Source organism: Anaeromyxobacter sp. Fw109-5 (assembly GCF_000017505.1).
In the GTDB taxonomy this organism is placed as follows: Bacteria; Myxococcota; Myxococcia; order Myxococcales; family Anaeromyxobacteraceae; genus Anaeromyxobacter.
Genome location: NC_009675.1, coordinates 1905754 through 1927880 on the forward strand (window position 1 = coordinate 1905754; position 22127 = coordinate 1927880).

Annotated in this window: 20 protein-coding genes; 8 read left to right on the forward strand and 12 right to left on the reverse strand. The window is 74.9% G+C overall.

The window, feature by feature from the left end:
- Nucleotides 1-64: 64 nt before the first annotated feature.
- The 7 genes from ANAE109_RS08635 to pdxH form a co-directional block, all read right to left on the reverse strand.
- Nucleotides 65-1090: an ABC transporter ATP-binding protein gene (locus ANAE109_RS08635; RefSeq protein WP_011986004.1), complete on the reverse strand. Its 1026-nt coding sequence runs from the start codon at nt 1088-1090 to the stop codon at nt 65-67.
- Complete coding sequence (locus ANAE109_RS08640; protein ID WP_011986005.1) at nt 1087-1890, reverse strand: carbohydrate ABC transporter permease; 804 nt, start codon at nt 1888-1890, stop codon at nt 1087-1089. The genes ANAE109_RS08635 and ANAE109_RS08640 overlap by 4 nt, the downstream gene beginning before the upstream one ends.
- Entirely contained in the window at nt 1887-2762 is an 876-nt protein-coding gene (locus tag ANAE109_RS08645; RefSeq protein ID WP_011986006.1) for a carbohydrate ABC transporter permease, read from the reverse strand. The genes ANAE109_RS08640 and ANAE109_RS08645 overlap by 4 nt, the downstream gene beginning before the upstream one ends.
- Entirely contained in the window at nt 2759-4018 is a 1260-nt protein-coding gene (locus ANAE109_RS08650) for an ABC transporter substrate-binding protein (RefSeq protein ID WP_041448215.1), read from the reverse strand. The genes ANAE109_RS08645 and ANAE109_RS08650 overlap by 4 nt, the downstream gene beginning before the upstream one ends.
- A gap of 122 nt (nt 4019-4140) precedes the next feature.
- Nucleotides 4141-4398, reverse strand: coding sequence for a hypothetical protein (locus ANAE109_RS25265; RefSeq protein ID WP_041448216.1), 258 nt, complete (start codon nt 4396-4398; stop codon nt 4141-4143).
- Nucleotides 4368-4649, reverse strand: coding sequence for a YciI-like protein (locus ANAE109_RS08660; RefSeq protein WP_011986008.1), 282 nt, complete (start codon nt 4647-4649; stop codon nt 4368-4370). Before ANAE109_RS08660 ends, ANAE109_RS25265 begins: the two co-directional genes overlap by 31 nt.
- A 17-nt stretch (nt 4650-4666) precedes the next feature.
- Nucleotides 4667-5251, reverse strand: coding sequence for a pyridoxamine 5'-phosphate oxidase (gene pdxH / locus ANAE109_RS08665; protein ID WP_011986009.1), 585 nt, complete (start codon nt 5249-5251; stop codon nt 4667-4669).
- Nucleotides 5252-6249: 998 nt separating this feature from the next.
- Between pdxH and ANAE109_RS08670 the strand changes: the two genes are divergently transcribed.
- Together ANAE109_RS08670 and ANAE109_RS08675 are read left to right on the forward strand one after the other, a co-directional pair.
- Complete coding sequence (locus tag ANAE109_RS08670) at nt 6250-7416, forward strand: HNH endonuclease (RefSeq protein WP_011986010.1); 1167 nt, start codon at nt 6250-6252, stop codon at nt 7414-7416.
- Nucleotides 7417-7708: 292 nt separating this feature from the next.
- The gene (locus tag ANAE109_RS08675) at nt 7709-8254 is read left to right on the forward strand and encodes a YbaN family protein (RefSeq protein WP_011986011.1); all 546 of its coding nucleotides are present in this window, start codon (nt 7709-7711) and stop codon (nt 8252-8254) included.
- On the opposite strand, the gene ANAE109_RS08680 is transcribed toward ANAE109_RS08675, so the two are convergent.
- The gene (locus ANAE109_RS08680) at nt 8172-9647 is read right to left on the reverse strand and encodes a hypothetical protein (protein ID WP_011986012.1); all 1476 of its coding nucleotides are present in this window, start codon (nt 9645-9647) and stop codon (nt 8172-8174) included. The two genes, ANAE109_RS08675 and ANAE109_RS08680, sit on opposite strands and share 83 nt — an antisense overlap.
- Before the next feature lie 156 nt (nt 9648-9803).
- Nucleotides 9804-10664, reverse strand: coding sequence for an oxygen-dependent coproporphyrinogen oxidase (gene hemF / locus ANAE109_RS08685; RefSeq protein WP_011986013.1), 861 nt, complete (start codon nt 10662-10664; stop codon nt 9804-9806).
- 235 nt (nt 10665-10899) lie between these two features.
- Here hemF and ANAE109_RS08690 point away from each other — a divergent pair, with 235 nt between their 5' ends.
- Nucleotides 10900-12528, forward strand: a complete 1629-nt coding sequence (locus ANAE109_RS08690) for a peptide chain release factor 3 (protein WP_011986014.1) — start codon at nt 10900-10902, stop codon at nt 12526-12528.
- 114 nt (nt 12529-12642) lie between these two features.
- Here the strand turns inward: ANAE109_RS08690 and ANAE109_RS08695 are convergent, their stop codons facing one another.
- Complete coding sequence (locus tag ANAE109_RS08695) at nt 12643-13971, reverse strand: OFA family MFS transporter (RefSeq protein WP_011986015.1); 1329 nt, start codon at nt 13969-13971, stop codon at nt 12643-12645.
- Between the two features lie 402 nt (nt 13972-14373).
- On the reverse strand, nt 14374-15078 hold the full coding sequence (locus ANAE109_RS08700) for an SDR family oxidoreductase (protein ID WP_011986016.1): 705 nt from the start codon (nt 15076-15078) through the stop codon (nt 14374-14376).
- Between the two features lie 130 nt (nt 15079-15208).
- Here ANAE109_RS08700 and ANAE109_RS08705 point away from each other — a divergent pair, with 130 nt between their 5' ends.
- From ANAE109_RS08705 to ANAE109_RS08715, 3 genes are all read left to right on the forward strand, one after another.
- The gene (locus tag ANAE109_RS08705; RefSeq protein WP_011986017.1) at nt 15209-15787 is read left to right on the forward strand and encodes a LemA family protein; all 579 of its coding nucleotides are present in this window, start codon (nt 15209-15211) and stop codon (nt 15785-15787) included.
- Nucleotides 15787-17682, forward strand: a complete 1896-nt coding sequence (locus tag ANAE109_RS08710; protein WP_011986018.1) for a M48 family metallopeptidase — start codon at nt 15787-15789, stop codon at nt 17680-17682. Before ANAE109_RS08705 ends, ANAE109_RS08710 begins: the two co-directional genes overlap by 1 nt.
- A gap of 177 nt (nt 17683-17859) precedes the next feature.
- Nucleotides 17860-18990 carry a DNA topoisomerase IB gene (locus ANAE109_RS08715; RefSeq protein WP_011986019.1) on the forward strand — a complete coding sequence of 377 codons (1131 nt, stop codon included), beginning with the start codon at nt 17860-17862 and terminating at the stop codon, nt 18988-18990.
- Nucleotides 18991-19001: 11 nt separating this feature from the next.
- Here the strand turns inward: ANAE109_RS08715 and ANAE109_RS08720 are convergent, their stop codons facing one another.
- The gene (locus ANAE109_RS08720; RefSeq protein ID WP_011986020.1) at nt 19002-20072 is read right to left on the reverse strand and encodes a 3-deoxy-7-phosphoheptulonate synthase; all 1071 of its coding nucleotides are present in this window, start codon (nt 20070-20072) and stop codon (nt 19002-19004) included.
- A gap of 457 nt (nt 20073-20529) precedes the next feature.
- Here ANAE109_RS08720 and ANAE109_RS08725 point away from each other — a divergent pair, with 457 nt between their 5' ends.
- Entirely contained in the window at nt 20530-20982 is a 453-nt protein-coding gene (locus tag ANAE109_RS08725) for a hypothetical protein (protein WP_143827933.1), read from the forward strand.
- Nucleotides 20966-22126: a cytochrome c biogenesis protein ResB gene (locus tag ANAE109_RS08730; protein WP_011986022.1), complete on the forward strand. Its 1161-nt coding sequence runs from the start codon at nt 20966-20968 to the stop codon at nt 22124-22126. Before ANAE109_RS08725 ends, ANAE109_RS08730 begins: the two co-directional genes overlap by 17 nt.
- The last annotated feature ends 1 nt before the right edge of the window (nt 22127 follow it).

A 22127-nucleotide genomic window follows, 5' to 3' on the forward strand; every position in this document is an offset into this window, starting at 1 on the left:
CCGTCCGAAGCCCCCTCATGGGAAGCGCGGCGGGGGTGCGGGCGGGCGCCGGGAGCCATCGCGCTCAGACAAAGGTCGACCGCCGCCCCGTGGCGCGGTCGAAGCGGTGCAGGCGGGACGGATCGAACGCGATCCGCACCGGCGCGCCGGGCGGCGCGTCGAACGCGGCGTCGCAGCGCGCGACGAGGCGCGTCCCGGCGCGCTCCACGGTGACCCAGGTCTCGGAGCCGATGGGCTCGACGAGCCAGACGCGCGCGTCGAGCCCGGGCGCCTCCGCGCGCGAGACCCGCAGGTCCTCGGGCCGCAGCGCGACGTCGAAGGCGCCCGGAGGGAGGCCGAGCACCTCCGGCGCGACGAGGTTCACGGGAGGGGTCCCGACGAAGCGCGCCACGAACGCGGTGGCCGGCGCGCCGTAGATCTCGCGCGGCGTCCCCACCTGCTCGAGCGCGCCGTCGCGCAGCACGGCGATGCGGTCCGCGAGCGTCATCGCCTCCGCCTGATCGTGCGTCACGTACACGAAGGTCGCGCCCAGCCGCTCGTGCAGCTTCTTCAGCTCGGCGCGGACGCCGAGCCGCAGCGCCGCGTCGAGGTTCGAGAGCGGCTCGTCGAGGAGGAACACCTTCGGGCGCCGGACCAGCGCGCGGCCCAGCGCGACGCGCTGGCGCTGACCGCCGGAGAGGGCCGCCGGGCGGCGCTCGAGGAGCGGGCCGAGGCCGAGCAGCGCGGCCACCTCCTCGACGCGCGCCGCGCGCTCCCGGCGCGGGACGCCCGCCACCTCGAGCGGGAAGGCCAGGTTCCGGCGCACCGACATGTGTGGGTAGAGCGCGTAGCTCTGGAACACCATCGCCACGTCCCGCTCGCGCGGGGAGAGCTCGTTCACCACGCGCCCGTCGATGCGCACGACCCCGGCGGTGGGCGCGTCGAGGCCGGCCACGAGCGAGAGCAGGGTGGACTTCCCGCAGCCGGACGGGCCGACCACCGCGAGCAGCTCGCCGTCGGCGACGGAGAGGGTCACGTCGCGGAGCGCGGCGACCGCGCCGTACGACTTCGAGAGCGACTCGAGGGAGAGGCGGACCCCGGCCACGCTCACCCCTTCACCGCGCCGGCGGTGAGGCCGGCGACGACCCGCCGCTGGAACAGGACGGCGACCGCGATCACCGGGACGGTCGCGAGGGTCGAGGCCGCGGCGAGGACGACCCATGGATCTCGGAACTCCCCTCCGAAGAGCGCCAGCGCGACCGGCACCGTGCGCCGCGCGGGCGACGTGACGAAGGTGACCGCGAAGAGGAGCTCGTTCCAGGCGAACACGAACACGAGGAGGCCGGCCGTCGCGACGCCGGGCGCGGCGAGCGGGAGCAGCACCCGGCGGAACGCGCCGAGGGGCGTGCACCCGTCCACGCGGGCGGCGCGGTAGAGCTCGGCGGGGAGGGCGCGGAACGTGCCGGTGAGGAGCCACAGCGCCAGGGGCAGCGAGAAGCTCGCGTACGGGAGGATCAGCGCGGGGAGCGTGTCGAGGAGCCGGATCGCGCGCAGCGCGCCGTAGAGCGGCGCCGCGGTGGCGATCGGCGGGAACATGGAGATCGCGAGCGCGACGCCGAGCAGCGCGCGGCCGCCGCGCACGCCGAGCCGCGCGATGGCGAAGGCGGCCGGGGCGGCGAGCGCGAGGGCGAGGGCCGCCGTCGCGCCGCTCACGAGCAGGGAGTTCGCGACGGCGCGCGCCAGGCCGCCGTCCTCGAGGGCGGCGACGTGGTTCGCCAGGGTCAGGTGGGAGGGCAGCGGGCGTGCCAGCTCCGCGTCGGGCCAGAGCGAGGTGAGGGCGAGCCAGCCGAGCGGCAGGAGGAAGAACGCCAGGTACGGTACGGCGACGGCCCAGGCCGTGCGCGGGCTCACGGCGGCGGCTCCCGCGGGCTGCGCTCGCCCAGCGCCCGCAGCCAGGCGAGCCCGATCGCGACCACGCACAGGAACGTGACGAGCGAGATCGCCGCGCCCAGCCCGAAGCTGCCGGCGCGCAGGAGCGTCTTGTACGCGTAGAGCGAGAGCGGCTCGGTGGTGTGGCCGGGACCGCCGCCCGTGAGGACGAAGACCACGTCGAAGACCCGGAAGGCGTCGAGGCTGCGGAACAGGAGCGCGAGCAGGACGGCGGGGCGCAGCAGGGGGAGGGTGATCGAGCGGAAGGTGCGGAGCGGCGAGGCGCCGTCCACCCGCGCCGCGCGGGCGAGGTCCTCGGGGATGGACTGCAGCCCGGCGAGCAGGAGCAGGGCGACGAACGGGGTGGTCTTCCAGACGTCCACGAGGATCGCCGCGTGCAGCGCCAGCGCGGGGCGGGCGAGCACCGCCGCGGCGCCGCCGGGCCACAGCCGGGCGACGAGGCCGAGGTCGGGCTGGAGGAGGAGCGCCCATAGCTTCGCCGCCACGACGGTGGGGAGGATCCACGGGACGAGCACGGCGGCGCGCAGCGCCTCCCGGCCCCGGGAGACGTGGTGGAGCGCGAGCGCGAGCGGCACGGCGAGCAGCAGCTCCAGCGTGACCGCCAGCGCGGTGAAGTAGGCGGTGTTCTCGAGCGCGCCCCAGAAGCGCGCGTCTGCGGCCAGCGCGCGGTAGTTCGCGAGGCCGACGAAGCGATCCTGGCCGAGGACGGGCACGCGGTGCCGTAAGGACAGCCAGGCGGTGGCCACGAGCGGGAAGAGCGCCACGACCGCGAGCGCCGCGCCCGCCGGCGCGACGAGGGCGGCGCCGAGCCGGCGCTCCGCGGTCCCGCTCACCGCGTCACCCCCGCGATCGCGTCCAGCTGCGCCTGCGCGCGCGCGAGCGCCTCGGTGGGCGGCCGGAGCCCGGACACCGCAGCGGAGAGCTCGCCCTGAAGCGCGTCCGCCGCCAGCATGTAATAGGGCGTGACCGGCCGCGGACGGGCGTCCTCCACGCGGGGGAGGAGCGCCGCGATGAACGGCGCCTCGCCGCGGACGCGCGCGTCGTCGTAGGCCGTACGCCGAGCGGGGTTCCGGCCGTAGGCGATCGCCAGCACCGCGTTCGCCTCGGGCGAGGTGAGGTGCGCGACCAGCCGCTCCGCGGCGGCGCGGCGCGCGGGGGGCGCCCCCGAGGAGATCCCGAGCTGCCAGCCCCCCAGCGCACCGGGCGACGGCCCCTGCGCACCGGGGAGAGGCGCGACGCCGACGCGGCCGCGCACCGGGGAGGCCGGCTCCTGCAGCAAGGGCCACGCGTACGGCCAGTTGCGCATGAACGCCGCGCGGCCCTCCTGGAACGCGCGCCGCGCCTCCTCCTCCGCGGCGGTGGCGACCCACGGCGGCGAGAGCCCCTCCGCCACGAGCCCCCGCAGCCACGAGAGCGCCGCCCGCGCCTCGGCCGTGTCGAGCCGCAGCCGCTCGCCCTCGAGCGCGGCGCCGCCGTGCCCCCACAGCGCCTCGAAGAAGACGCAGGAGAGCCCCTCGTACTGGCGGCCCTGCCACAGGTAGCCGGCGATTCCGGGCGAGCGGGCCTGCGCGGCGCGGATCGCCGCCGCGAGCGCCGCGTAGGTGCGCGGCGGCTCCGGCACGAGGTCCGTCCGGTAGTAGAGGAGCCCCACGTCCACGTACCAGGGCACCGCGAAGGTGCGCTCGCCCTGCACGACCGCGGCGGCGGCGCCTCCGAGAAAGTCGGCGCGGACGCGAGCGGGCGGGAACGCCCCCGAGACGTCGGCGAGCCACCCGGCGCGTGCGAGCTCCGCCACCCAGACGACGTCGAGGACGAAGACGTCCAGATCCTCGCCCCCCGCGCCGAGGGAGGTGACGAGGAGCTGATGGGCCAGATCGGCCGCGTTCGGGAGCGCCTGCAGCGCGACCTCGAAGCCGGTCTCGCGCTCGAAGGCGGCGACCAGCGCACGCAGCGGCTCGGGATCCGGCCCAAGGGGCTGGTAGCGGAAGACGAGGCGGGTCTTCGCTGCCGGAGCGCTCTCGTGCGTCCGGCACCCCGCCACGAGCGCAGCGGCGGCCAGGAGCGGGACGAGCGCGCGGGATGAAGTCACGCCGGGAGCGTAACGGGGTCGCAGCGCGCGGGAGCCGTTTCCGGCGGGTGCGGCCCGGGTCGGGGCCACGGAGAGGCCACGCAAGGGCCGGACAAATCTCCGCGGGCTCAGGGGGCCGGCGCTCAGGAGCTCCGGCGAGGGTCGAGGTCGAGGTCGAGGTCGAGGTCGAGGTCGAGGTCGAGGTCGAGGTCGAGGTCGAGGTCGAGGTCGAGGTCGCGGTCGCGGTCGCGGTCGAGGTCGAGGTCGAGGTCGAGGTCGAGGTCGAGGTCGACGTCGGGGTCGCGGTCGACGTCGCGGTCAGGATCGGGGTCGCGGTCGCGGTCCAGGTCGGCGTCGAGGCCGCGGTCGTCTACCCGATCGCCCCCACCACCACCTTCCACTCGCGCACGCGCCAGGAGGTGACGAGCCCGTTCCGGACGTACGGGTCCTCCCGCGCGAACGCCTCGGCGTCCTGCGGACCCTCGCCACGGAACACGAGGAGCGCCGCGTCCGGCGGATCGAACGCGCCGGCGAGGACGAGCTTGCCCTCGCGCTGCGCGCGCTCGGCGAGGGCCAGGTGCTCCGCGCGGAGCGGCTGGCGGCGCGCGAGGTAGTCCGGCACGGTGTCGTAGACGAGGGCGTAGAGCGGCATGGAGCCTCCGGTCACCTTCACGGGTTGAGGAGCGAGGCCGTCCACCCCGCCCCGAAGCGCTCGAAGAGGGTGCGGTGGTGGAGCCGGCCTTCGCCGCTGGTCCAGAACTCGATCCGCTCGGGGCGCAGCAGGTAGCCGCCCCAGAACGGCGGCCGCGGCACCTCGCGGCCCGCGAACCGCGCCTCGACGTCGCGTACGGCCGCCACGAGCGCGGCGCGGGACTCGAGCGGCCCGCTCTGGCGAGACGCCCACGCCCCGAGCTGGCTCTCCCGCGGCCGGGTCGCGAAGTAGGCGTCCGACTCCGCGTCGTCGAGCAGCACCACCGCGCCCTCCGCGCGGACCTGCTCTCCGATCGCCGGCCAGTGGAAGCAGAGCGCGGCGCGCGGGTTCCCCGCCAGCTCGCGGCCCTTGCGGCTCTCGCGGTTCGTGAAGAAGGCGAAGCCGCGCGCGTCCACCGTCTTCACGAGCACGATCCGGACGGAGGGGCTCCCGCTCGCGTCCGCCGTGGCGAGGGCCGCGGCCGTCGCGTCGAAGCTCGACGCCGCGGCGGCGCGGGAGAGGGCCTCCCGGAAGCGCGCGATGGGGTCGTCGTGGAGGGTCATGGGATGGATTGAGCATAACGGACGTTGGGCGCGGGCGCGGCGGCGGGGTCCGGGGTCGGGGTCGTCCCTCGACTTCGCGTCTCCGCTGCGGCGGAGACACTACGCTCGGGACGAACGGAAACCGATCGGTCGCGGTCGAGGCCCTTCGACTTCGCCTGTCCTGAGCGCAGCGGCCGAAGGCCGCGGAGTCGAAGGGCTCAGGGTGGTCGGCCTCAGCAGTGGCGGCGGGGGTCGGGGTCGGGGTCGGGGTCGGGGTCGGGGTCGGGGTCGGGGTCGGGGTCGGGGTCGGGGTCGAGGTCGAGGTCGGGGTCGGGGTCGGGGTCGAGGTCGGGGTCGGGGTCGGGGTCGGGGTCGGGGTCGGGGTCGAGGTCGGGGTCGAGGTCGGGGTCGAGGTCGGGGTCGAGGTCGAGGTCGGGGTCGGGTCGGGTCGGGGTCGGGGTCGGGGTCGGGGTCGGGGTCGGGGTCGAGGTCGGGGTCGGGGTCGGGGTCCTCTCGATTCATCACATCCCACGGCGACAGCACCCGCATGCCGGCAGGTCGTGTGCCGTCGCCCGTACGCAGACGGGGCTCGGGCATCGAGGGGAGAAGCGCTCGGTTCCCGGCGCGCCTGTGCCCATCATGCGGTGCGTCTTCACCGGCGTCGGCGGTGACTGGGCAGCGGGCAGAGCAGGTCCGAGAAATTGCGCGCACGCTCGGCCAACGGCGGCATTCACTCAAGGTCCTTGCTATCTCCAGCGATAGCTCTTGCGAGCCACGCGAGTCCCAGTTGCGGTGGGTGAACGTTGCCCTCTTGACGAGGTTCGAGGCGAAACGCGCTTCGACGTCCGCGGTACGTCGAGAGCACGCTCCTCGCGAGCGCAGGCAGGTCGCACCGTGCGCGTCCGGCGCGCCGCGTGGATGGCGAAGGGGCGGGCCCGGAAAACGGCGCAGGCGCGATCCTGGTGCGTTTCCGAAGGGGCCGACATCGCGTGTTACGAAGGGTGCACAGGAGGTGCACCATGCCCGCGATCGCCCCTTCCGCCCTCGACTCGACCCTCCTCGCCCAGCGCCTGCGCGAGCTCGCCGGCCAGGAGCGCGACGTCCAGGTCGAGTTCCTCCTCCACCTCGAGGTGTTCGATCGCCGCCGCGCGTACGTGGACGCCGGGTACCCCTCGCTCTGGGCGTATTGCCTGGAGGTGCTCCACCTGCGTGAGGGCGCTGCCGGGCGACGCATCCAGGCGATGCGGGTGCTGCGCCGGTTCCCCAGCCTCGAGGACGCCCTGCGAGATGGCCGCCTTTGCATCTCCACCGTCCAGCTGCTCGGCCAGGTGCTGACCGAGGAGAACCTGCCCGACCTCGTCGCCCGGGCCGCGTACCGCACCAAGGCGGAGGTGGATCACCTCGTCGCCTCGCTCCAGGCGCGCACCGCTCCGCGGACGGGCGTCCGCAAGCTGCCCGACCGCGCTCCAGCCGCGAGCGCCCCGGCGCTGCCGCTGGCGGCAGTGGATGCCGGACCTGCCGAGCCGCAGGAGGCGATCCCCGCGCCGGCGGCGGCTGGTGGGTCGCTGCCGCCCACGGTCTCTGCGCTGCCCGACGTGGCTCGCCAGAAGGCGCGGGCGGAGACCCGCGCCGTGAGCGAGAGCGGCTGGTCGCTGCGGGTCACCATCGACCGGGGCTGCAAGGAGGACCTCGAGACGCTCACCGCGCTGCTCTCGCACAAGATCCCGGACGGCGATCTCGCGGCGGTGCTCCGCGAGGCCATCCGCTGCGCCGTCGAGAAGCACGGCAAGCGCAAGGGCGCGATCGCGCCGGAGCGGCAGCGGAAGGCCGACCGGGAGACACGTCCCTCCGCCGAGCCCGCCGCGCCCACGAGCACGATCCCGGCGATAGTGCGGCGCGAGGTCTGGAAGCGCGACGGCGGACGCTGCGCCTGGGTCGCTCCGGACGGGCGGCGCTGCAACAGCCGCTGGCAGCTGGAGCTCGACCACATCCACCCGCAGGCCCTGGGCGGACCCTCGACGGTCGAGAACCTCCGGGTGGCCTGCAGGTCGCACAACCTGTTGCACGCCGAACGGACCTACGGGCGCGAGCACATGGACCGCTTCCGGCGCGGAAACCTCGCCGAGCGGACGGGGCATGCCGGCACCGCGCCAGCTGCCATTCAGCAGGGCTTGTGGGCAACGTGACCGCGGTCGGCGGAACGGGAGCAAAGCCGACCGCAGCGTCTTCCGGCGACGCGGCGGACGCGCGGCGACGCGGGCCCTCCGGCCCCCTCGTAGGCCGCTTTCCCTCGCTCGTACTGCTGCCTCGTGCGTGCCCACCGCGGTCGCGCGGTCGGCACCTCGTCCCGACTCCAGCGCGAGCCGATGTGACGAATGACAATGGGTCGAGGTCGAGGTCGAGGTCGAGGTCTGCTCGCACCCCGCCCGACCGCATCCCCCTTGCGGATCCTCCTCCCCGCGACCTAAAGAACCCGCCGTGCCCGACCTCCCGCCCCGTCCCGTCGCGACGCCCAGCCAGCGCGCCCACCGGCGCTGGCTGCTGCTCGCGCTCGGGTGGAGCTGCTTCGCCCTCGGCGCCGTCGGCGCGGTCCTCCCCCTCATCCCCACGACCCCGCTGATGCTGGTCGCCCTGTGGGCGTTCTCCTCCAGCTCGGAGCGGTTCCACGACTGGCTCTATGGACACCGCGTGTTCGGGCCGCCGCTGCAGCGCTGGCAGCGCGAGCGGGTCCTGCCGCTCTGGGTGAAGCTCGTCGCCGTGACTTCGATGGCGGCGAGCTTCGCGTACGCGGCGCTGGGCGCGCGCGTCCCCTGGTACGCGCTCGTCACGATGGGCGCGGTGATGCTCTTCGGCGTCGCTTACATCTCGCGGATCCCCAGCCGGCCGCGGACCGACCTGCCCGGCGAGCGCGGCCTGCATGCGCCGCCCGACCGTGTGGCGGTCAGCGGGCGGGAGCAGGGGCAGGGGCAGGGCGCACCGGCGGAACCGGCGCCGGAGCGGGCGGGGCGCCCGCGATCTGCGTGAGCCCCCTCGCCGTCCCCTCCGGCTGGTCGGCGACGTCCGCCTCGAGCCGGAGCTCGGCGACGGCACCGCCGGCGACCGCGAGCTCGCCGCGGGCCACCAGGTCCGCGACCCGGAAGGCGAGCAGGCCGACGTCGGTCATCCGCCCGCCGCCTGCGTCGTGCACCACGCGGACCGAGATCGTGCGCTCGTCGTAAGCGTTGGCGGAGACGACGAGGCTCCCCTCGAGGAGCGCGTAGACGCCGCGGCGCGGCTCGCTCTGGTAGGCGCGGCCATCGGGGAGGGCGAGGGAGACCACGAGGTTGGGCTGGTTCTCCTGTGGGATGCGGCGCGCGAGGTCGAGCGCGACGCCGATCGGGGCGGGCGCGCTGCCCTGCGTGTACGAGGCGAGCCGCGCCACCGCGCGGTCGAGCCGGTGCGAGCGGCTGCCCACCCACGGCCAGCCGTCCGGCCGCGTCGGGCTCACGAGCACGGAGCGGAGCCGCACCGCGTAGGGGCGGACCTTCACGCGATCGAGCTCGGCGAGCGCGATCCCGCCGTCCACCTCGAGCCGCGCCGCCTCGGAGAACGCCCGCTCGGCGGCGGGGAAGTCCCGGCGGCGGAGCGCGTCGTCGCCCTGGGCGAGCAACGCGGCGCAGCGCGAGAGCGGCTGGGCGCGGCCGTTCGGGCGGAGCCGGAGCGCCGCGTCGTAGCTCGCCTTCGCGTCGGCGAACCGCCGCTGCGCGAGGTGCGCGTCCCCTTCTGCCACGTACCGCTCGGCCTCGGCGTCCTTCCAGCGCTCGTGCTCCGCGCGGACCGCCTCGAGCCGGGGGGACAGCGCCGCGTCGAGCCGCGCCGCACGGGCGAGGAGGTCGATCGCCTCCGGGAACTGTCGCGCCGCCCGGTGGCGCTCCGCCTCGTCGACCGCGCCGCGGACGACGCCGGGCTCCACGCGTCGGCCCTCGGCGGCGACGCCGGGATCGTCGGTGGCCGCGCGCGCGCCCTCCAGGAGCTGGAGCGCGGCGGCCCACTCGCGCCGGCCAGCCGACTCCTGAGCGCGCCGGAGGCGAAGGTGGCCGACCTCGCGGCCGGCCTCGCGGCGCAGCGTCGCGAGCTGGGCGCTGGTCGGGTCGAGCGCCAGCGCGTAGTCCGCCTCTCCGAAGGCGCACTCCCAGTCGCGCGCCGCGGTGCAGGCCTGCGCCCGCTTCGTCGCGTCGTCCAGCGCGGCGGCCTTCGCCTGGCGGTACTTCTCCTGCAGCTCCTTCTTGTCGGGGTCCTTCGCGACCGCCGCCGCGTACTCGCGCTCGGCGGTGCGCCAGTCGCCCAGCGCGGCGGCCCGGTCGCCCGACTTCTCGTGCGCGGCGCAGGCCAGGGCGAAGGCGAGGGCGAGGAGGAGGGGGAGCGGGCGGCGCGTCATGCGTTTCTCCGGGAGCGGGCGACCGGACGATCGGTCGGGCTCACGCTACGAAGAAGGCGTGTGGGTGAGCAAGCTCGCGACCGCCATCGGCGCCGCGTCCGGATATCGGGTACGCGCCGCGACCACCCTGCGCCGCCCGCCTCGCTCGGCGGCGCCTCACGCCCAGTCGCGCGGCGCGCGCAGCACCTCGACGAGCGCCTCCTCGCGGCTGCCCGGCTCCGGGGCGTGCCCGTACACCCATCGCACGCTCGGTGGCAGCGACATGAGGATCGACTCGGTCCGTCCGCCCGTCTCCAGCCCGAAGACGGTGCCGCGATCGAGGACCAGGTTGAACTCCACGTAGCGGCCGCGGCGGATCTCCTGCCAGCGCCGCTCCGCCTCGCCGTAGGGGAGGTCGCGGCGCCTCGCCACGATCGGCAGGTAGGCGCGCGCGAACGCGGCCGTCAGGTCCTTCGCGAACCCGAGCTCGCGCTCGAGCGGACGGCCGGTGTCCTCGAAGAAGATCCCGCCCACGCCGCGGTGCTCGCCGCGGTGGCGAAGGTGGAAGTAGGCGTCCGCCGCGCGCTTGTGGCGCGGATAGCTCCCGGGCTCGTGCCGCTCGCAGGTCTCGCGCAGCACGCGGTGGAAGTGGAGGCAGTCCTCCTCGAACAGGTAGTACGGGGTCAGGTCCGCGCCGCCGCCGAACCAGGCCGCGTCGCCGCGCCGGATCATCCGGACGTTCATGTGCGCGGTCGGCACCAGGGGGCTGCGCGGGTGGACGACGACGGAGATCCCCGTCGCCGCGAAGGTCACGCCCTCGCCCCCCACCTTGCGCGCGAAGTCGGGGGAGAGCGCGCCGTGCACGTCCGAGAAGCTGACGCCCGCCTTCTGGAGGACGGCTCCCTCCTGCAGCACGCGCGAGATGCCGCCCCCGCCGCCCGGCCGCTCCCACGCGTCCTCCCGGAAGCGCGCGGCGCCGTCGGCGCGCTCCAGCTCGGCGCAGAGCGCGTCCTGCGCGGCACGGGCGAACGCGACCATGTCGGCGTAGAGGCGATCGAGCGTCTCGGGCTGGGCGGGGGTGGGCACGGTGGACGAGATGCCGGCCGCGCGGCGCGGCTGCCACTTCCAGGCGGGGTCGGCGGGCGGCGTGCCCCGGCGCGAGCCCGTCCGCGGGGAGCGGGCAGCCCGGGGCGCGGGGGTTCCCTTGACGGGGCGAAGCGCGGGCTGTTACGACCCGCCGGCGCGCGGGCCGCCCGGTCGCGCGCCCCCGACCATGACCGTCCCGCACGAGACCGCCCGCAGGCGCACCTTCGCCATCATCTCCCACCCCGACGCGGGCAAGACGACGCTCACCGAGAAGCTCCTCCTCTACGGAGGGGTCATCCAGCTCGCGGGCGCCGTGAAGGCGAAGCGCGGCCGGGCCAACGCGGTGAGCGACTGGATGGAGATGGAGCGGGAGCGCGGCATCTCCATCACCACGAGCGTCCTGCAGTTCCCCTACCGCGGGATGCAGATGAACCTGCTCGACACGCCCGGCCACGCCGACTTCAGCGAGGACACCTACCGCACGCTCCACGCGGTGGACGGCGCGGTGATGCTCCTCGACTCGGCGAAGGGCGTCGAGGCGCAGACGCGCAAGCTCTTCCGCGTCTGCCGCCAGCGCGCCATCCCCATCTTCACCTTCGTGAACAAGATGGACCGGCCGGGCCGCGAGCCCTTCGAGCTCATCGGGGAGGTCGAGAGCGTGCTCGGCATCGGCGTCTACCCCATCACCTGGCCGGTGTTCCGGGGCGGGACCTTCGCCGGCGTGTACCACCGCCTGGCGCGGCGCGTGTACCTGTTCGAAGCGGCGCACTCGGGGTCGAGCTCCGGCGTCGGCGCGGAGCGGCCGCCGGTCGAGGTCACCGGCCTCGACGATCCGGCGGTCCGCGAGGCGCTCGACGAGGAGGGCTACGCGCGGCTGCGCGAGGACGCGGAGCTGCTCGAGGCCGCCGGCGACGACTTCGACCGGGAGCGCTTCGAGGCGGGAGAGCTCTCGCCCATGTTCTTCGGGAGCGCCGTCAACAACTTCGGCCTCGAGGCGTTCCTCGACACGTTCATCGAGCTCATGCCTCCGCCGCGCCCGCGCGCCTCGGATCAGGGGCCGGTGCCGCCGGCGCAGGACGAGTTCAGCGGGTTCGTCTTCAAGATCCAGGCGAACATGGACAAGGCGCACCGCGATCGCGTCGCGTTCGTGCGCATCTGCTCCGGCAGGCTCATCCGCGGGATGAAGGTGTTCAACGTCCGCTCGGGCAAGGAGGTCCGGCTCGCGACGCCGACGCAGTTCATGGCGCGCGACCGGACCATCGTGGAGGAATCCTATCCGGGCGACGTCGTGGGTATCCACGACACCGGCGCCCTCGAGATCGGCGACACGCTGACGGGCGGCTCGCGCTTCCTGTTCGAGGGCATCCCCAGCTTCGCCCCCGAGCACTTCCGCCGCCTCGGGCTGGTGGACCCGCTCCGCCGCAAGCAGTTCGCCCGCGGCATCGAGCAGCTCGCCCAGGAAGGTACCGTCCAGCTCTACCGCCCGCCGGCGGGCCGCGCCGGGGATCTCGTGCTCGGCGCGCTCGGGCAGCTCCAGTTCGAGGTGGTGAAGTACCGGCTCGAGGCGGAGTACGGCGTGGAGGTCCGGGTGGAGACGGTGCCCTACCAGCTCGCCCGCTGGGTCAGCCGCGCGGACGGGGAACCCCTCGAGGTCGAGGACTTCCCGTCCGGCGTCGAGGGGCTGCTGGTGCTCGACGTGCGCGACCGCCCCGTCGTGCTCTTCGACCGGGAGTGGGCGCTCCGCACGGCGGAGCGGTTCCACCCCGAGCTGAGCTTCGCGGAGACCGCGAGCGGCGTGGTCGTGCGGGCGGCCTGAGGCCGAAAAAGAGAGCCGCCCGCCCGTCTCCGGGCGAGCGGCTCTGTATTCCGCTCGTGGTGAGCCTGTCGAACCACGAGGCCGCTCGCGCTCCCGCGAGCGGGCCCCCGTGATTCACATGGAGCGTGCGTCCGCGCCGGCCACCGCCCTCGCCTGCGGCGGGAACATGGCGGGGGCCTCCTCGCGCTTCGCCTCGCGGCGGCCGATCCGGATGCGGACCTCCTTCTCCGGGATGCTCACCGAGATGCTCACGTAGCTGAACATGGCGAGCACCACCGCGACGAGGAGCAGGACCGCGGCCATGCCGTAGGCGCCCGCGTAGGAGCCGGTCTGGTCGGCGATCCGTCCGGCCAGCGTCGGCCCGAGCACGCCGCCGACGCCCCAGGCGGTGAAGAGGATGCCGTAGTTGAGGCCGAGGTTCTTGGTGCCCCAGTTGTCGGCCGCCGTCGCCGGGAAGAGCGAGAGGCAGGCGCCGTAGCTGAAGCCGACCACCGCCGAGCCGAGGATGAACGTGGCGATCGTCGAGAAGTTCGCGAAGAACATCATCGCCACCGCCTGCATGACGCAGACGAGCCCGATGGTCACCACGCGGCCGATGTAGTCCGAGATGATGCCGGCGATGATGCGCCCGCTCGCGTTGAACACGGCGAGCAGCGCGACGAACACGAAGCCGGCCTGGATGGAGTTCCCGGACTGGACCGCCACGATCTTCGCCATGTGGCCGATGATCATGAGGCCAGCGGTCGCGGCGCAGGCGTACTGGACGTAGAGCGACCAGAACGCCGGGGTGCGGATCATCTCCCGCCAGGTGCGGTCGGGGCCCACGCCCGCCTTGGCGGCGGCCTTCGCCGGGGAGAGGGGCGCGGCCGGGTTCGCGACGAGCTGGGCGCAGATCGTCGCGGTCACGAGGAACGCGACGCCGAGGATGCGGAACGCGCCGGAGACGCCGTAGGCGGCGATGAGGTTCTTGGAGAGCGGCGCGATGTAGACCGGCGCGATGCCGAACCCGCCGACCACGATCCCGGTGATGAGCCCCTTCTTCGCGGGCGGGAACCACTTCACCGCGGCCGGCGTCGTCGCGGAGTAGCCGAGGCCGAAGCCCGTGCCGCCCATGAGCCCGAAGCCGACCAGCGCCGGCCAGGTCTGCTCGGCGGTGGCGAAGCTCGCCACGACGAGGCCGAGCCCGGTGAGGACGGCGCCGGCGGAGGCGATGATGCGCGGGCCGAGCTTGTCCTGCAGCCTGCCGGCGGGGACCATCATCAGCGCGAAGCAGGCGATCGCGACCGTGTAGGGCAGCGTGGCGGCGGTCTTCGACCAGCCGTAGCCTCCGCGCTCCACGGTCTCGACGAGCTGCTTCGAGAAGACGCTCCAGGCGTAAAGGATGCCGAGGGCGAGGTTGAGGCCCGTTCCGGCGAGAACGACGATCCATCCGCGGCGTGACATTGGGGTCTCCTTCAGTCGTCGGCCCGAGCGACCGCGGGATCGCTGCTCTCCGCGCCGCAGGCGCGTGCAAAAGAACACGGCCCGTGCGCGCGTGTCACCTTGCGCGACGGGTTCATGTCGACCGGTGCGGTGCACCATATGCGCGCAGAGTGAGAGGCCGTGGACTGCGTGTGCGACACCATGGCGCGCTCGCGTCGGGCGAGGCGCCCTCGGCGCGCACCTCTTTCGCGGACCGCGCAATGCGCGCGCAATGGCTCCGTTCAGCGGCGCAGATCGTTCGAGGCGCGCGCAGAATCTTCTGGCGGCGCAGATCGTTCGCCGGGCGCCGCGCGACGGTCCGCCGCGGCTCGGTTGGAGCGCGCGACTCTGCGGCGCACCCCGTCGCGGGCGCTCAGCGGGCGGTCAGCGGAGCGCGTCCGCCCCCACGACGCGCCGCTCCGCCGCGGGATCGAGCGCGAGCCGCACGAGCGCGGCCGCGAGCTCCGCGGCGGTGATGGACCGCCAGCGCGCGGCGAGGCGGCGCGCGCCGAGCCGCGCCGCGATCCCGAGCACGGCGTCGGCCGCGACGGCGGCGGTGCGCTCGAGCGGCCGGCGCTCCTCGCGATCGGGCCCGGTGACGAAGGACGGCCGGGCGATGGTGTACGGGAGCCCGCTCCCGCTCAGCTCGCGCTCGAGCCGCGCGCGCGCCGCGAGGTAGGCGCTGGGCGTGCCCTCGCGGACTCCGGCGGCGGACAGGTACACGAAGCGTGGACGCCCGCCGCTCGTCAGCGCGGCGTCGAGCAGCAGGCGCGTGAGGCCGTGATCGACGGAGGCGTAGCTCTCGGAGCGTCCGCGGCGGGCGGCCTCGCGCCCGCGCCGGCGCGTCGTGCCGAGCAGCGCGAACACCATGGTCGGGCGCACGCGCGCGAGGGTGGTCGCCATCGCCGCCGCGTCCCACGGCGTCGCGTCCACCTGCGCGCCGAGCGCCCCGAAGCGCGCGCGCCACTCCTCGAGCCGCGGCGAGTCGGGCCGGACGTGCGCCACGGTCGCGATCCCCGCAGCGCGAAGCGCACGGACGACCTCACGGCCGGTGTAGCCGGTCGCGCCGGCGACGAAGGCGGTGTGCATGGCGGCGACCTCCGCGGTGTGGAGACGACATCATGCCTCCCCGCGGCGTGGGACGGCGCGGCCCGTGCGCGGTCACCCCGTTCGTGCCATCCTGGCAGCTCCCGCGCGCACGTCGCGCGGAGGAGGGAACATGATCGCGCTCTTCCTCGTCGCGCTCGTCGCCGCGGTCGCCGTCGCCTGGGTGGTGCTGCACAACGGCCTCGTCACGCGCCGTAACGGCTTCCGCAACGCGTTCGGCCAGATCGACGTCCAGCTCCAGCGCCGCTACGACCTCATCCCGAACCTCGTCGAGGCGACCCGCGCCTACCTCACGCACGAGCGGTCCACGCTCGAGGCGGTGATCGCGGCGCGCAACCAGGCGGCGGCCGCCGCGCGCGTGGCGGCCGCGCACCCGGGCGACGCAGCCTCCATGGAGCGGCTCGCGCAGGCGGAGGGCGTCCTCGCGGGCCCGCTGTCGCGCCTCCTCGCCGTGGCCGAGGCGTACCCGGACCTCAAGGCGAGCGACACCGTCGGGCGACTCGTCGAGGAGCTGACCTCGACGGAGAACCGCGTCGCGTTCGCGCGGCAGGCCTATAACGACGCGGTGATGAGCTACAACAACGCCCGCGAGACGTTCCCGGGCACGCTCGTGGCGGGCGGCTTCCCGGAGGCCCGCCCCCTCGAGATCGCCTCGCCGCAGGTTCGCGAGCCGGTGCGCATCGCCCTGTAGTGCGCTCCACCCTCGACTTCTTCGGCGCGCAGGCGGCCGCCAGGCGGCGGACCGCCCTCCTCGCCTTCCTGTTCGCCCTCGCCTGGCTCGGCACGATCGGCGTCGTGCACCTCCTCGTCTCGGGCGTCCTCGGGCTGCACCCCGAGCTCGCCCTCGGGGCGCTCGGTGACCAGCGCGCGCGCGACCTGCTCGGCGTCGCCGGGATCGTCTCGCTCGTCACGGCGGGCGGCGCCCTCGTCCACGGCGTCCGGCTCGCCGCCGGAGGCGGCGGGGCCGTCGCGGAGCTCCTGGGGGGGGTGCGGATCGCGCAGGGGACGGGCGACGCCGCGGAGCGCCAGCTCCTGAACGTGGTCGAGGAGATGGCGATCGCGGCGGGCGTGCCGGTGCCGGCCGTCTACGTGCTCCAGGGGGAGGGGGGCATCAACGCGTTCGCGGCCGGCTTCGCGCCCGACCGGGCGGTCATCGCCGTCACCCGCGGCGCGCTCGAGGCGCTCACGCGCGACGAGCTGCAGGGCGTGATCGCGCACGAGCTCTCACACGTCGTCAACCTCGACACGCGGCTGAACCTGCAGCTCATGGCGCTCGTCGGAGGCCTGTCCTCGCTCGCGCTCGTCGGCCGCTACGTCCTGCGGATGGGGCTCGGCGGCGAGGGGCGGCGGCGGAGGCCCGCGCTCGCCCCCGGCCTCCTCGGCGCCCTCGTGTGGGCGGCGGGCTCGGTGGGCGCCTTCTTCGGGCAGCTCATCCGGCTCGCCGTGTCGCGCACGCGCGAGCACCTCGCCGACGCCTCCGCGGTGCAGTTCACCCGCAACCCCGACGGCCTCGCCGGCGCGCTCGCCAAGATCGCGCGCGAGGGGTCCGCGCTGCACAGCCCGGCGGCGCCGGAGGCGGCGCACCTCTTCTTCGCCGACGGGCTCGGCTCACGGCTCCTCGCGACACACCCCCCCATCGAGGAGCGGATCCGGCGGATCGCGCCGCAGCTCGCGCCGCGGCTGCTCGGAGCGACGCGGACCCTCGCCGCGGCGGAGCGCGCGGGCGACGTCGCGCGGCTCGTCCCGGCGGTGGCCTCCGGCCGGACCGCCGACGTGGAGCGCGCCCGCCTGCTCCTCGCGACCCTCCCGGCGGCCGCGGTCACCGCGGCGCGGGCACCCCCGACCGTGCCCGCCCTCGCGCGCGCCCTCCTCGCCGATCGCGACGCGGCGGCGCGCGCGCTCCAGCTCTCCGCGATCGGCGACGGCGCGCTGCGGGCGGAGGTCGATCGGCTCGGCGGGCTGCTCGCCGGCGTGGATCGCGAGGGGCGCATGGCGCTCCTCGATCTCGCCGCGCCGGCGCTCGCGCTCCTCGGCCCCGAGGGCGGCTCGCGCCTCGTCGGCGACCTCCGGTCGCTCGCGGCCGCCGACGGGCGCACGACCGTGTTCGAGTGGGCGGTGGAGCGCATCGTCGCGCGGCGCGTGGCCGCCCGCGCGCCGCGACCCGGGGGCCGCGCGCGGCGCCTCGAGGACGTCGAGGTGGAGTGCCTGGAGCTGCTGTCGCTGCTCGCGTGGCTGGAGGCCCCCGACGCCGCGTCCGCCCAGGCGGCCCTCGACGCCGGCGTGGCCGCGCTGGGAGTCGGCGGCTCGTGGCGGGTCCTGCCGCGCGGCCGCGTGGGAGCGGCCAGGCTCGAGGCGGCGCTGGACGCGCTCGACGCGACGCCCCCCATCGTGAAGGCGCGGGTGCTCGCCGCGTGCGAGGCGTGCGCCGGAGCGGACGGGAGGGTGCTGCCGGCGGAGGCCGAGGTGCTCCGCGCGGTGGCGGCGTCACTCGGAGTGCCCGCGCCGCCGGTCGTCCGGGAGGACGAAGGTGGGCAGGGGAGGGCACCCGAGGAAACGCCGGCGACGGGCCGCTCGTCCCGAGCGTAGCGAACGGTCGAGGGTGACCCCCACCGCGACCGCGACCGCGACCGCGCCCTCGACCTCGACCTCGACCGCGACCTCGACCGCGACCTCGATCCCAGCCCCGACCTCCGACCCTCGACCCCTGACCCGGACCCCACCGCTCCGCTGGCGCCCCGCGCCCGCAGTGCCTACGGGTGATCGGTGAGCGCGATCGACCGGCTCCGCCGCGGCGGCATTCGAAGGTTGGGAACCCCCGCCTCGGGGTTCCGCTACGTGCGGGCGGACGGGCGAGCCGTCGGCGCGGCCGACCTCGCGCGGATCCGGGCGCTGCGCCTGCCTCCCGCGTGGAGGGACGTCCACGTGAGCCCCGCGGCCGGCGCGAAGCTTCAGGCGATCGGGCGCGACAAGGCGGGCCGCTGGCAGTACCGCTATCACCCGGAGTTCGTGCGGCGGCGGTCCGCGGCGAAGTACCGCCGGCTCGTGCGCTTCGCGGAGGCGCTGCCGCGGGTCCGCGCCCGCGTCGAGCGCGACTTCCGGCGGCGCGGGCTGGGCCGCGAGCGGGTGCTCGCGGGGATGACGCGGATCCTCGAGGCCACGGCGATGCGTCCGGGGAGCGAGGCGTACGCCCGCGAGAACGGCAGCTTCGGGCTCGCGACGGTGCGGCCCTCCCACGTGCGCGTCCGGGGAGGCCGCGTGGTGTTCGACTACCGCGGCAAGTCGGGCCAGCAGCACGTGCGCGAGGTCCGCGACCGCCGGATCGCGAGCCTCGTCCGCGCCCTCCTCGCCGTCCCGGGTCGAGACGTCTTCAAGTTCGTCGAGGCCGGGCAGGTGATCGACGTGCGGCGGCGCCACCTCAACGCGTACCTCCGGGAGGCGGCCGGCGCGCCGTTCACCGCCAAGGACTTCCGCACCTGGGCGGGGACGCTGCTCTGCGCGAGCGAGCTCGCCCTGCGCGAGCGCGAGCTCGTCCCCGGACGCACCAGCCGCAAGCGCATGGCGCAGGCGGCGGTGAAGGCCGTGGCCGAGCGGCTCGGGAACACGCCGGCCGTCGCCCGGGGCTCGTACATCTCACCGGCAGTGCTGGAGGCGTTCGCGCGCGGCCAGGTGGTGCGCTCGTGCCTCGAGCCCGGTGACGTCCTCGGGCTCGCGCGCGGCGGCGGGCTCCATCCGGCGGAGCGCGCCCTGACCCTGCTGCTGCGCGGCCTCGCGGCCGGCGCTGACCGGGCGCCGCGGAAGGGAGCGCGGGTCGCGGCCCGCCCCGAGGACGCCCGCCCCGCCGGCGCGGTCGGCAAGCCGGTGCGGCGGGCGGCGCGCCGCCCCGAGACCGCGTGAGCGCTCCCGGGTCACGGCGCCGCGCGGCGCGGCAGCACGTCCCGCAGCACGTCGTCGGCCCAGCGCAGCACCTCGACGGTGGTGTCCCAGCCGATGCAGGCGTCGGTGACGGAGCAGCCGTAGCGGAGCTGCGACCGGTCCGCCGGGATGGGCTGGCTCCCCGCCTCGAGGAAGCTCTCCAGCATGAGGCCCACCACCGAGCGGTTGCCCTCGCGGATCTGGTGGACCACGTCGCGCAGCACGAGCGGCTGCAGCTCCGGCTTCTTGCGCGAGTTCGCGTGCGAGCAGTCCACCACCACGTTCTTCGGGAGCTTCGCCTTCGCGAGCGCCTCCTCCGCGAGCGCGATGGACACCGTGTCGTAGTTGGGGCGCCCGCCGCCGCCGCGCAGGACGATGTGCCCGTAGCGGTTGCCGTTCGTGCGGACGATGGCGGAGCGGCCCTGGCCGTTGATGCCGAGGAAGGCGTGCGGGCTCCCGGCCGAGAGGATGCCGTTCACGGCGGCCTCGAGGTCGCCGTCCGTGCCGTTCTTGAAGCCCACCGGCGTGGAGAGGCCCGACGACATCTCGCGGTGCGTCTGCGACTCGGAGGTGCGCGCGCCGATGGCGGTCCAGGCGATGAGGTCGCCGTAGTACTGCGGCGCGATCGGGTCGAGGGCCTCGGTGGCCGCGGGGAGCCCGAGCTCGTTCACGTCGAGCAGGAAGCGGCGCGCGCGCTCCATGCCCTCGTCGATCCGGAAGGAGTCGTCCATGCGCGGGTCGTTGATGAACCCCTTCCACCCGATGGACGTGCGCGGCTTCTCGAAGTAGACGCGCATCACGACGTACAGCGTCCGCGAGACCTCGTCGGCGAGCACGCGCAGCCGGCGCGCGTAGTCCAGCCCGGCGGCCGGGTCATGGATCGAGCACGGCCCGACCACCACGAAGAGCCGCGGGTCTCGCCGGTCGAGGATCGCCTCGAGCGTGCGGCGCCCCTCGACGACGGTGCGGGCGGCGGGCTCGTCGAGCGGGACGCGCGCCTTCACCTCGTCGGGCGAGGGCATCACGTCCAGTGCCGCGACGTTCAGGTTCTCGGTCTGCTGCATGGGACGTCTCGCTCCTCGGCCTTGGAGAGTCGATCCGTACCGCATCCCGGACGGGAATGCATGGGAGGGAGCCGCTCCGCGCGGCGCCTGGCCTGGCTCGGCGCCGGCTCCGGCCTGATGAACAGACCGGCGCTTCCACGCGTCAGCACCCCCGAGTGCGATTTGATCCGGATCAGAACCGACGCTAACCTGACGCCGGGGCTCTCGAAGGCCTCCGCCCGGAAGGGTGCGCGTTCCCGCCAGTGAGGACTTTCTGAACCCTTCGATTTCACGCCAAGAAACGCCGGCCAGGCTCCGCGTCGGGCGGTTCATCCCGCTCGCCGGCCTCGTCGCGGTCGTCGCGCTCTCCGCCTGCCGGGGCGAGGAGATCGCCCACTACCGTGTCCCCAAGTCCTCGACGTCGGACGGCTCCGCCGCCCCGAGTCCGGGCTCGCCGGTGATGCCAGCGAGCGGGCAGGTGCCCGCACCGCCTCCGCCGGTGGAGGGGAGCAGGCTGGCCTGGACGCTCCCCCCGCGCTGGACGGAGTCCGCCGGCGGTGGCGGCATGCGCTACGCCACGCTCGTCGCCCCCGTCGCGGGGCGCCTCGACGTCTCGGTGACGGCGCTCCCCGGCGAGGCCGGCGGCGAGCTCGCCAACGTGAACCGCTGGCGCAACCAGATCGGGCTGCCGCCGCTGGACGCGGGGGCGCTCACCGCCGCGCGCGCGGCGGTGAAGACGAAGGCCGGGACCGTGTCGGTCTACGACTTCACGAGCGAGGGCGGGACGAAGAGCCGCGTGATCGCCGGCCTCACCGTGCTCGACGGCAACACCTGGTTCGTCAAGATGACGGGCGACGCCGGCGCGGTCGGCGTCGCCCGGAAGGACTTCCTCCGCATCGTGGAGAGCCTCCGCCGTGAAGCGAACGAATAACCCGGTGCTTCGCGCGGTCACGTCGCTGAAGCTCACCATCGCCTGCCTGGCGGCGCTCATGGTGCTCGTGCTCGCCTGCACCCTCGCGCAGGTGAAGCTCGGGACGTGGCCGGCGGTCGAGATCTACATGCGGCCGTGGTTCGTCTGGTGGGACGTGCCCCGGACCGGTTGGCGCGTCCCGGTCTTCCCCGGCGGCGCGCTGGTGGGCCTCGTCCTCATCGTGAACCTGCTCGCCGCCCAGCTCTCGCGCCTCGAGCTCTCCTGGAAGAAGGCGGGCCTGTGGATCTCCCACGCCGGCCTCGTGCTGCTCGTGGCGGGCGAGTTCGTGAGCGGCGCGATGCAGGTCGAGTCGCAGCTCGCCGTCGAGGAGGGGCAGACCGTCAACTACGTCGAGAGCCCGCGCGAGCTGGAGCTCGCCGTCATCGACGTGACCGATCGGGCGGTGGACGACGTCTACTCCGTCCCCGCCCGCCGCCTCGAGCGCGGTGGCGCGATCGCGATCCCCAACACGCCGCTGACGATCCAGGTGCGGCGCTGGTTCGCGAACTCGGAGCTCGCCCCCCGCGGCCCCGCCGACCCCGCGTCCCCGGTCACCGCCGGCTTCGGCACCGGCGTGACCGTCCGCGAGCGGCCTCCCGTCTCGCGCGACGACATGGTGAACCAGGCGGCCGCCTTCGTGGAGCCGGTGGCGGGCGGCCGGAGCTACGGCACCTGGCTCGTCGCGAACGGCCTCCGGGCGGTCCAGACGTTCGTCCACGAGGGGCGCACCTACCAGCTCCAGCTGCGCAGCCGCCGCGAGTACCTCCCGTTCGCGGTGACGCTGAAGGACTTCCGTCACGACGTCTATCCGGGCACGCAGATCCCCAAGAACTTCTCCTCGCTCGTCCACATCGCGAACCCCGCGCGCGGCGAGTCGCGCGACGTCCTCATCTACATGAACCAGCCGCTGCGCTACGAGGGGAAGGCCTTCTACCAGGCGAGCTTCGGAAAGGGCGACACGCTCTCGATCCTGCAGGTGGTCGAGAACCCGGGCTGGCTGCTGCCGTACGTGTCGTGCGTGCTCGTCGCCATCGGGCTCGTCGTCCACTTCGCCATCACCCTGCGCCGGTCGAGCAAGCGGCGCCAGGCGGCCCTGGAGGCCTAGC

What these genes read in the sequence shown, in the direction of transcription:
- ANAE109_RS08660 (WP_011986008.1), bottom strand. Translation starts at nt 4,649, where the DNA reads ATGCCGCTCTACGCCCTCGTCTACGACACCGTGCCGGACTACCTCGCG.
- pdxH (WP_011986009.1), bottom strand. Translation starts at nt 5,251, where the DNA reads ATGACCCTCCACGACGACCCCATCGCGCGCTTCCGGGAGGCCCTCTCC.
- ANAE109_RS08670 (WP_011986010.1), top strand. Translation starts at nt 6,250, where the DNA reads ATGCCCGCGATCGCCCCTTCCGCCCTCGACTCGACCCTCCTCGCCCAG.
- ANAE109_RS08680 (WP_011986012.1), bottom strand. Translation starts at nt 9,647, where the DNA reads ATGACGCGCCGCCCGCTCCCCCTCCTCCTCGCCCTCGCCTTCGCCCTG.
- hemF (WP_011986013.1), bottom strand. Translation starts at nt 10,664, where the DNA reads ATGGTCGCGTTCGCCCGTGCCGCGCAGGACGCGCTCTGCGCCGAGCTG.
- ANAE109_RS08690 (WP_011986014.1), top strand. Translation starts at nt 10,900, where the DNA reads ATGACCGTCCCGCACGAGACCGCCCGCAGGCGCACCTTCGCCATCATC.
- ANAE109_RS08695 (WP_011986015.1), bottom strand. Translation starts at nt 13,971, where the DNA reads ATGTCACGCCGCGGATGGATCGTCGTTCTCGCCGGAACGGGCCTCAAC.
- ANAE109_RS08700 (WP_011986016.1), bottom strand. Translation starts at nt 15,078, where the DNA reads ATGCACACCGCCTTCGTCGCCGGCGCGACCGGCTACACCGGCCGTGAG.
- ANAE109_RS08705 (WP_011986017.1), top strand. Translation starts at nt 15,209, where the DNA reads ATGATCGCGCTCTTCCTCGTCGCGCTCGTCGCCGCGGTCGCCGTCGCC.
- ANAE109_RS08720 (WP_011986020.1), bottom strand. Translation starts at nt 20,072, where the DNA reads ATGCAGCAGACCGAGAACCTGAACGTCGCGGCACTGGACGTGATGCCC.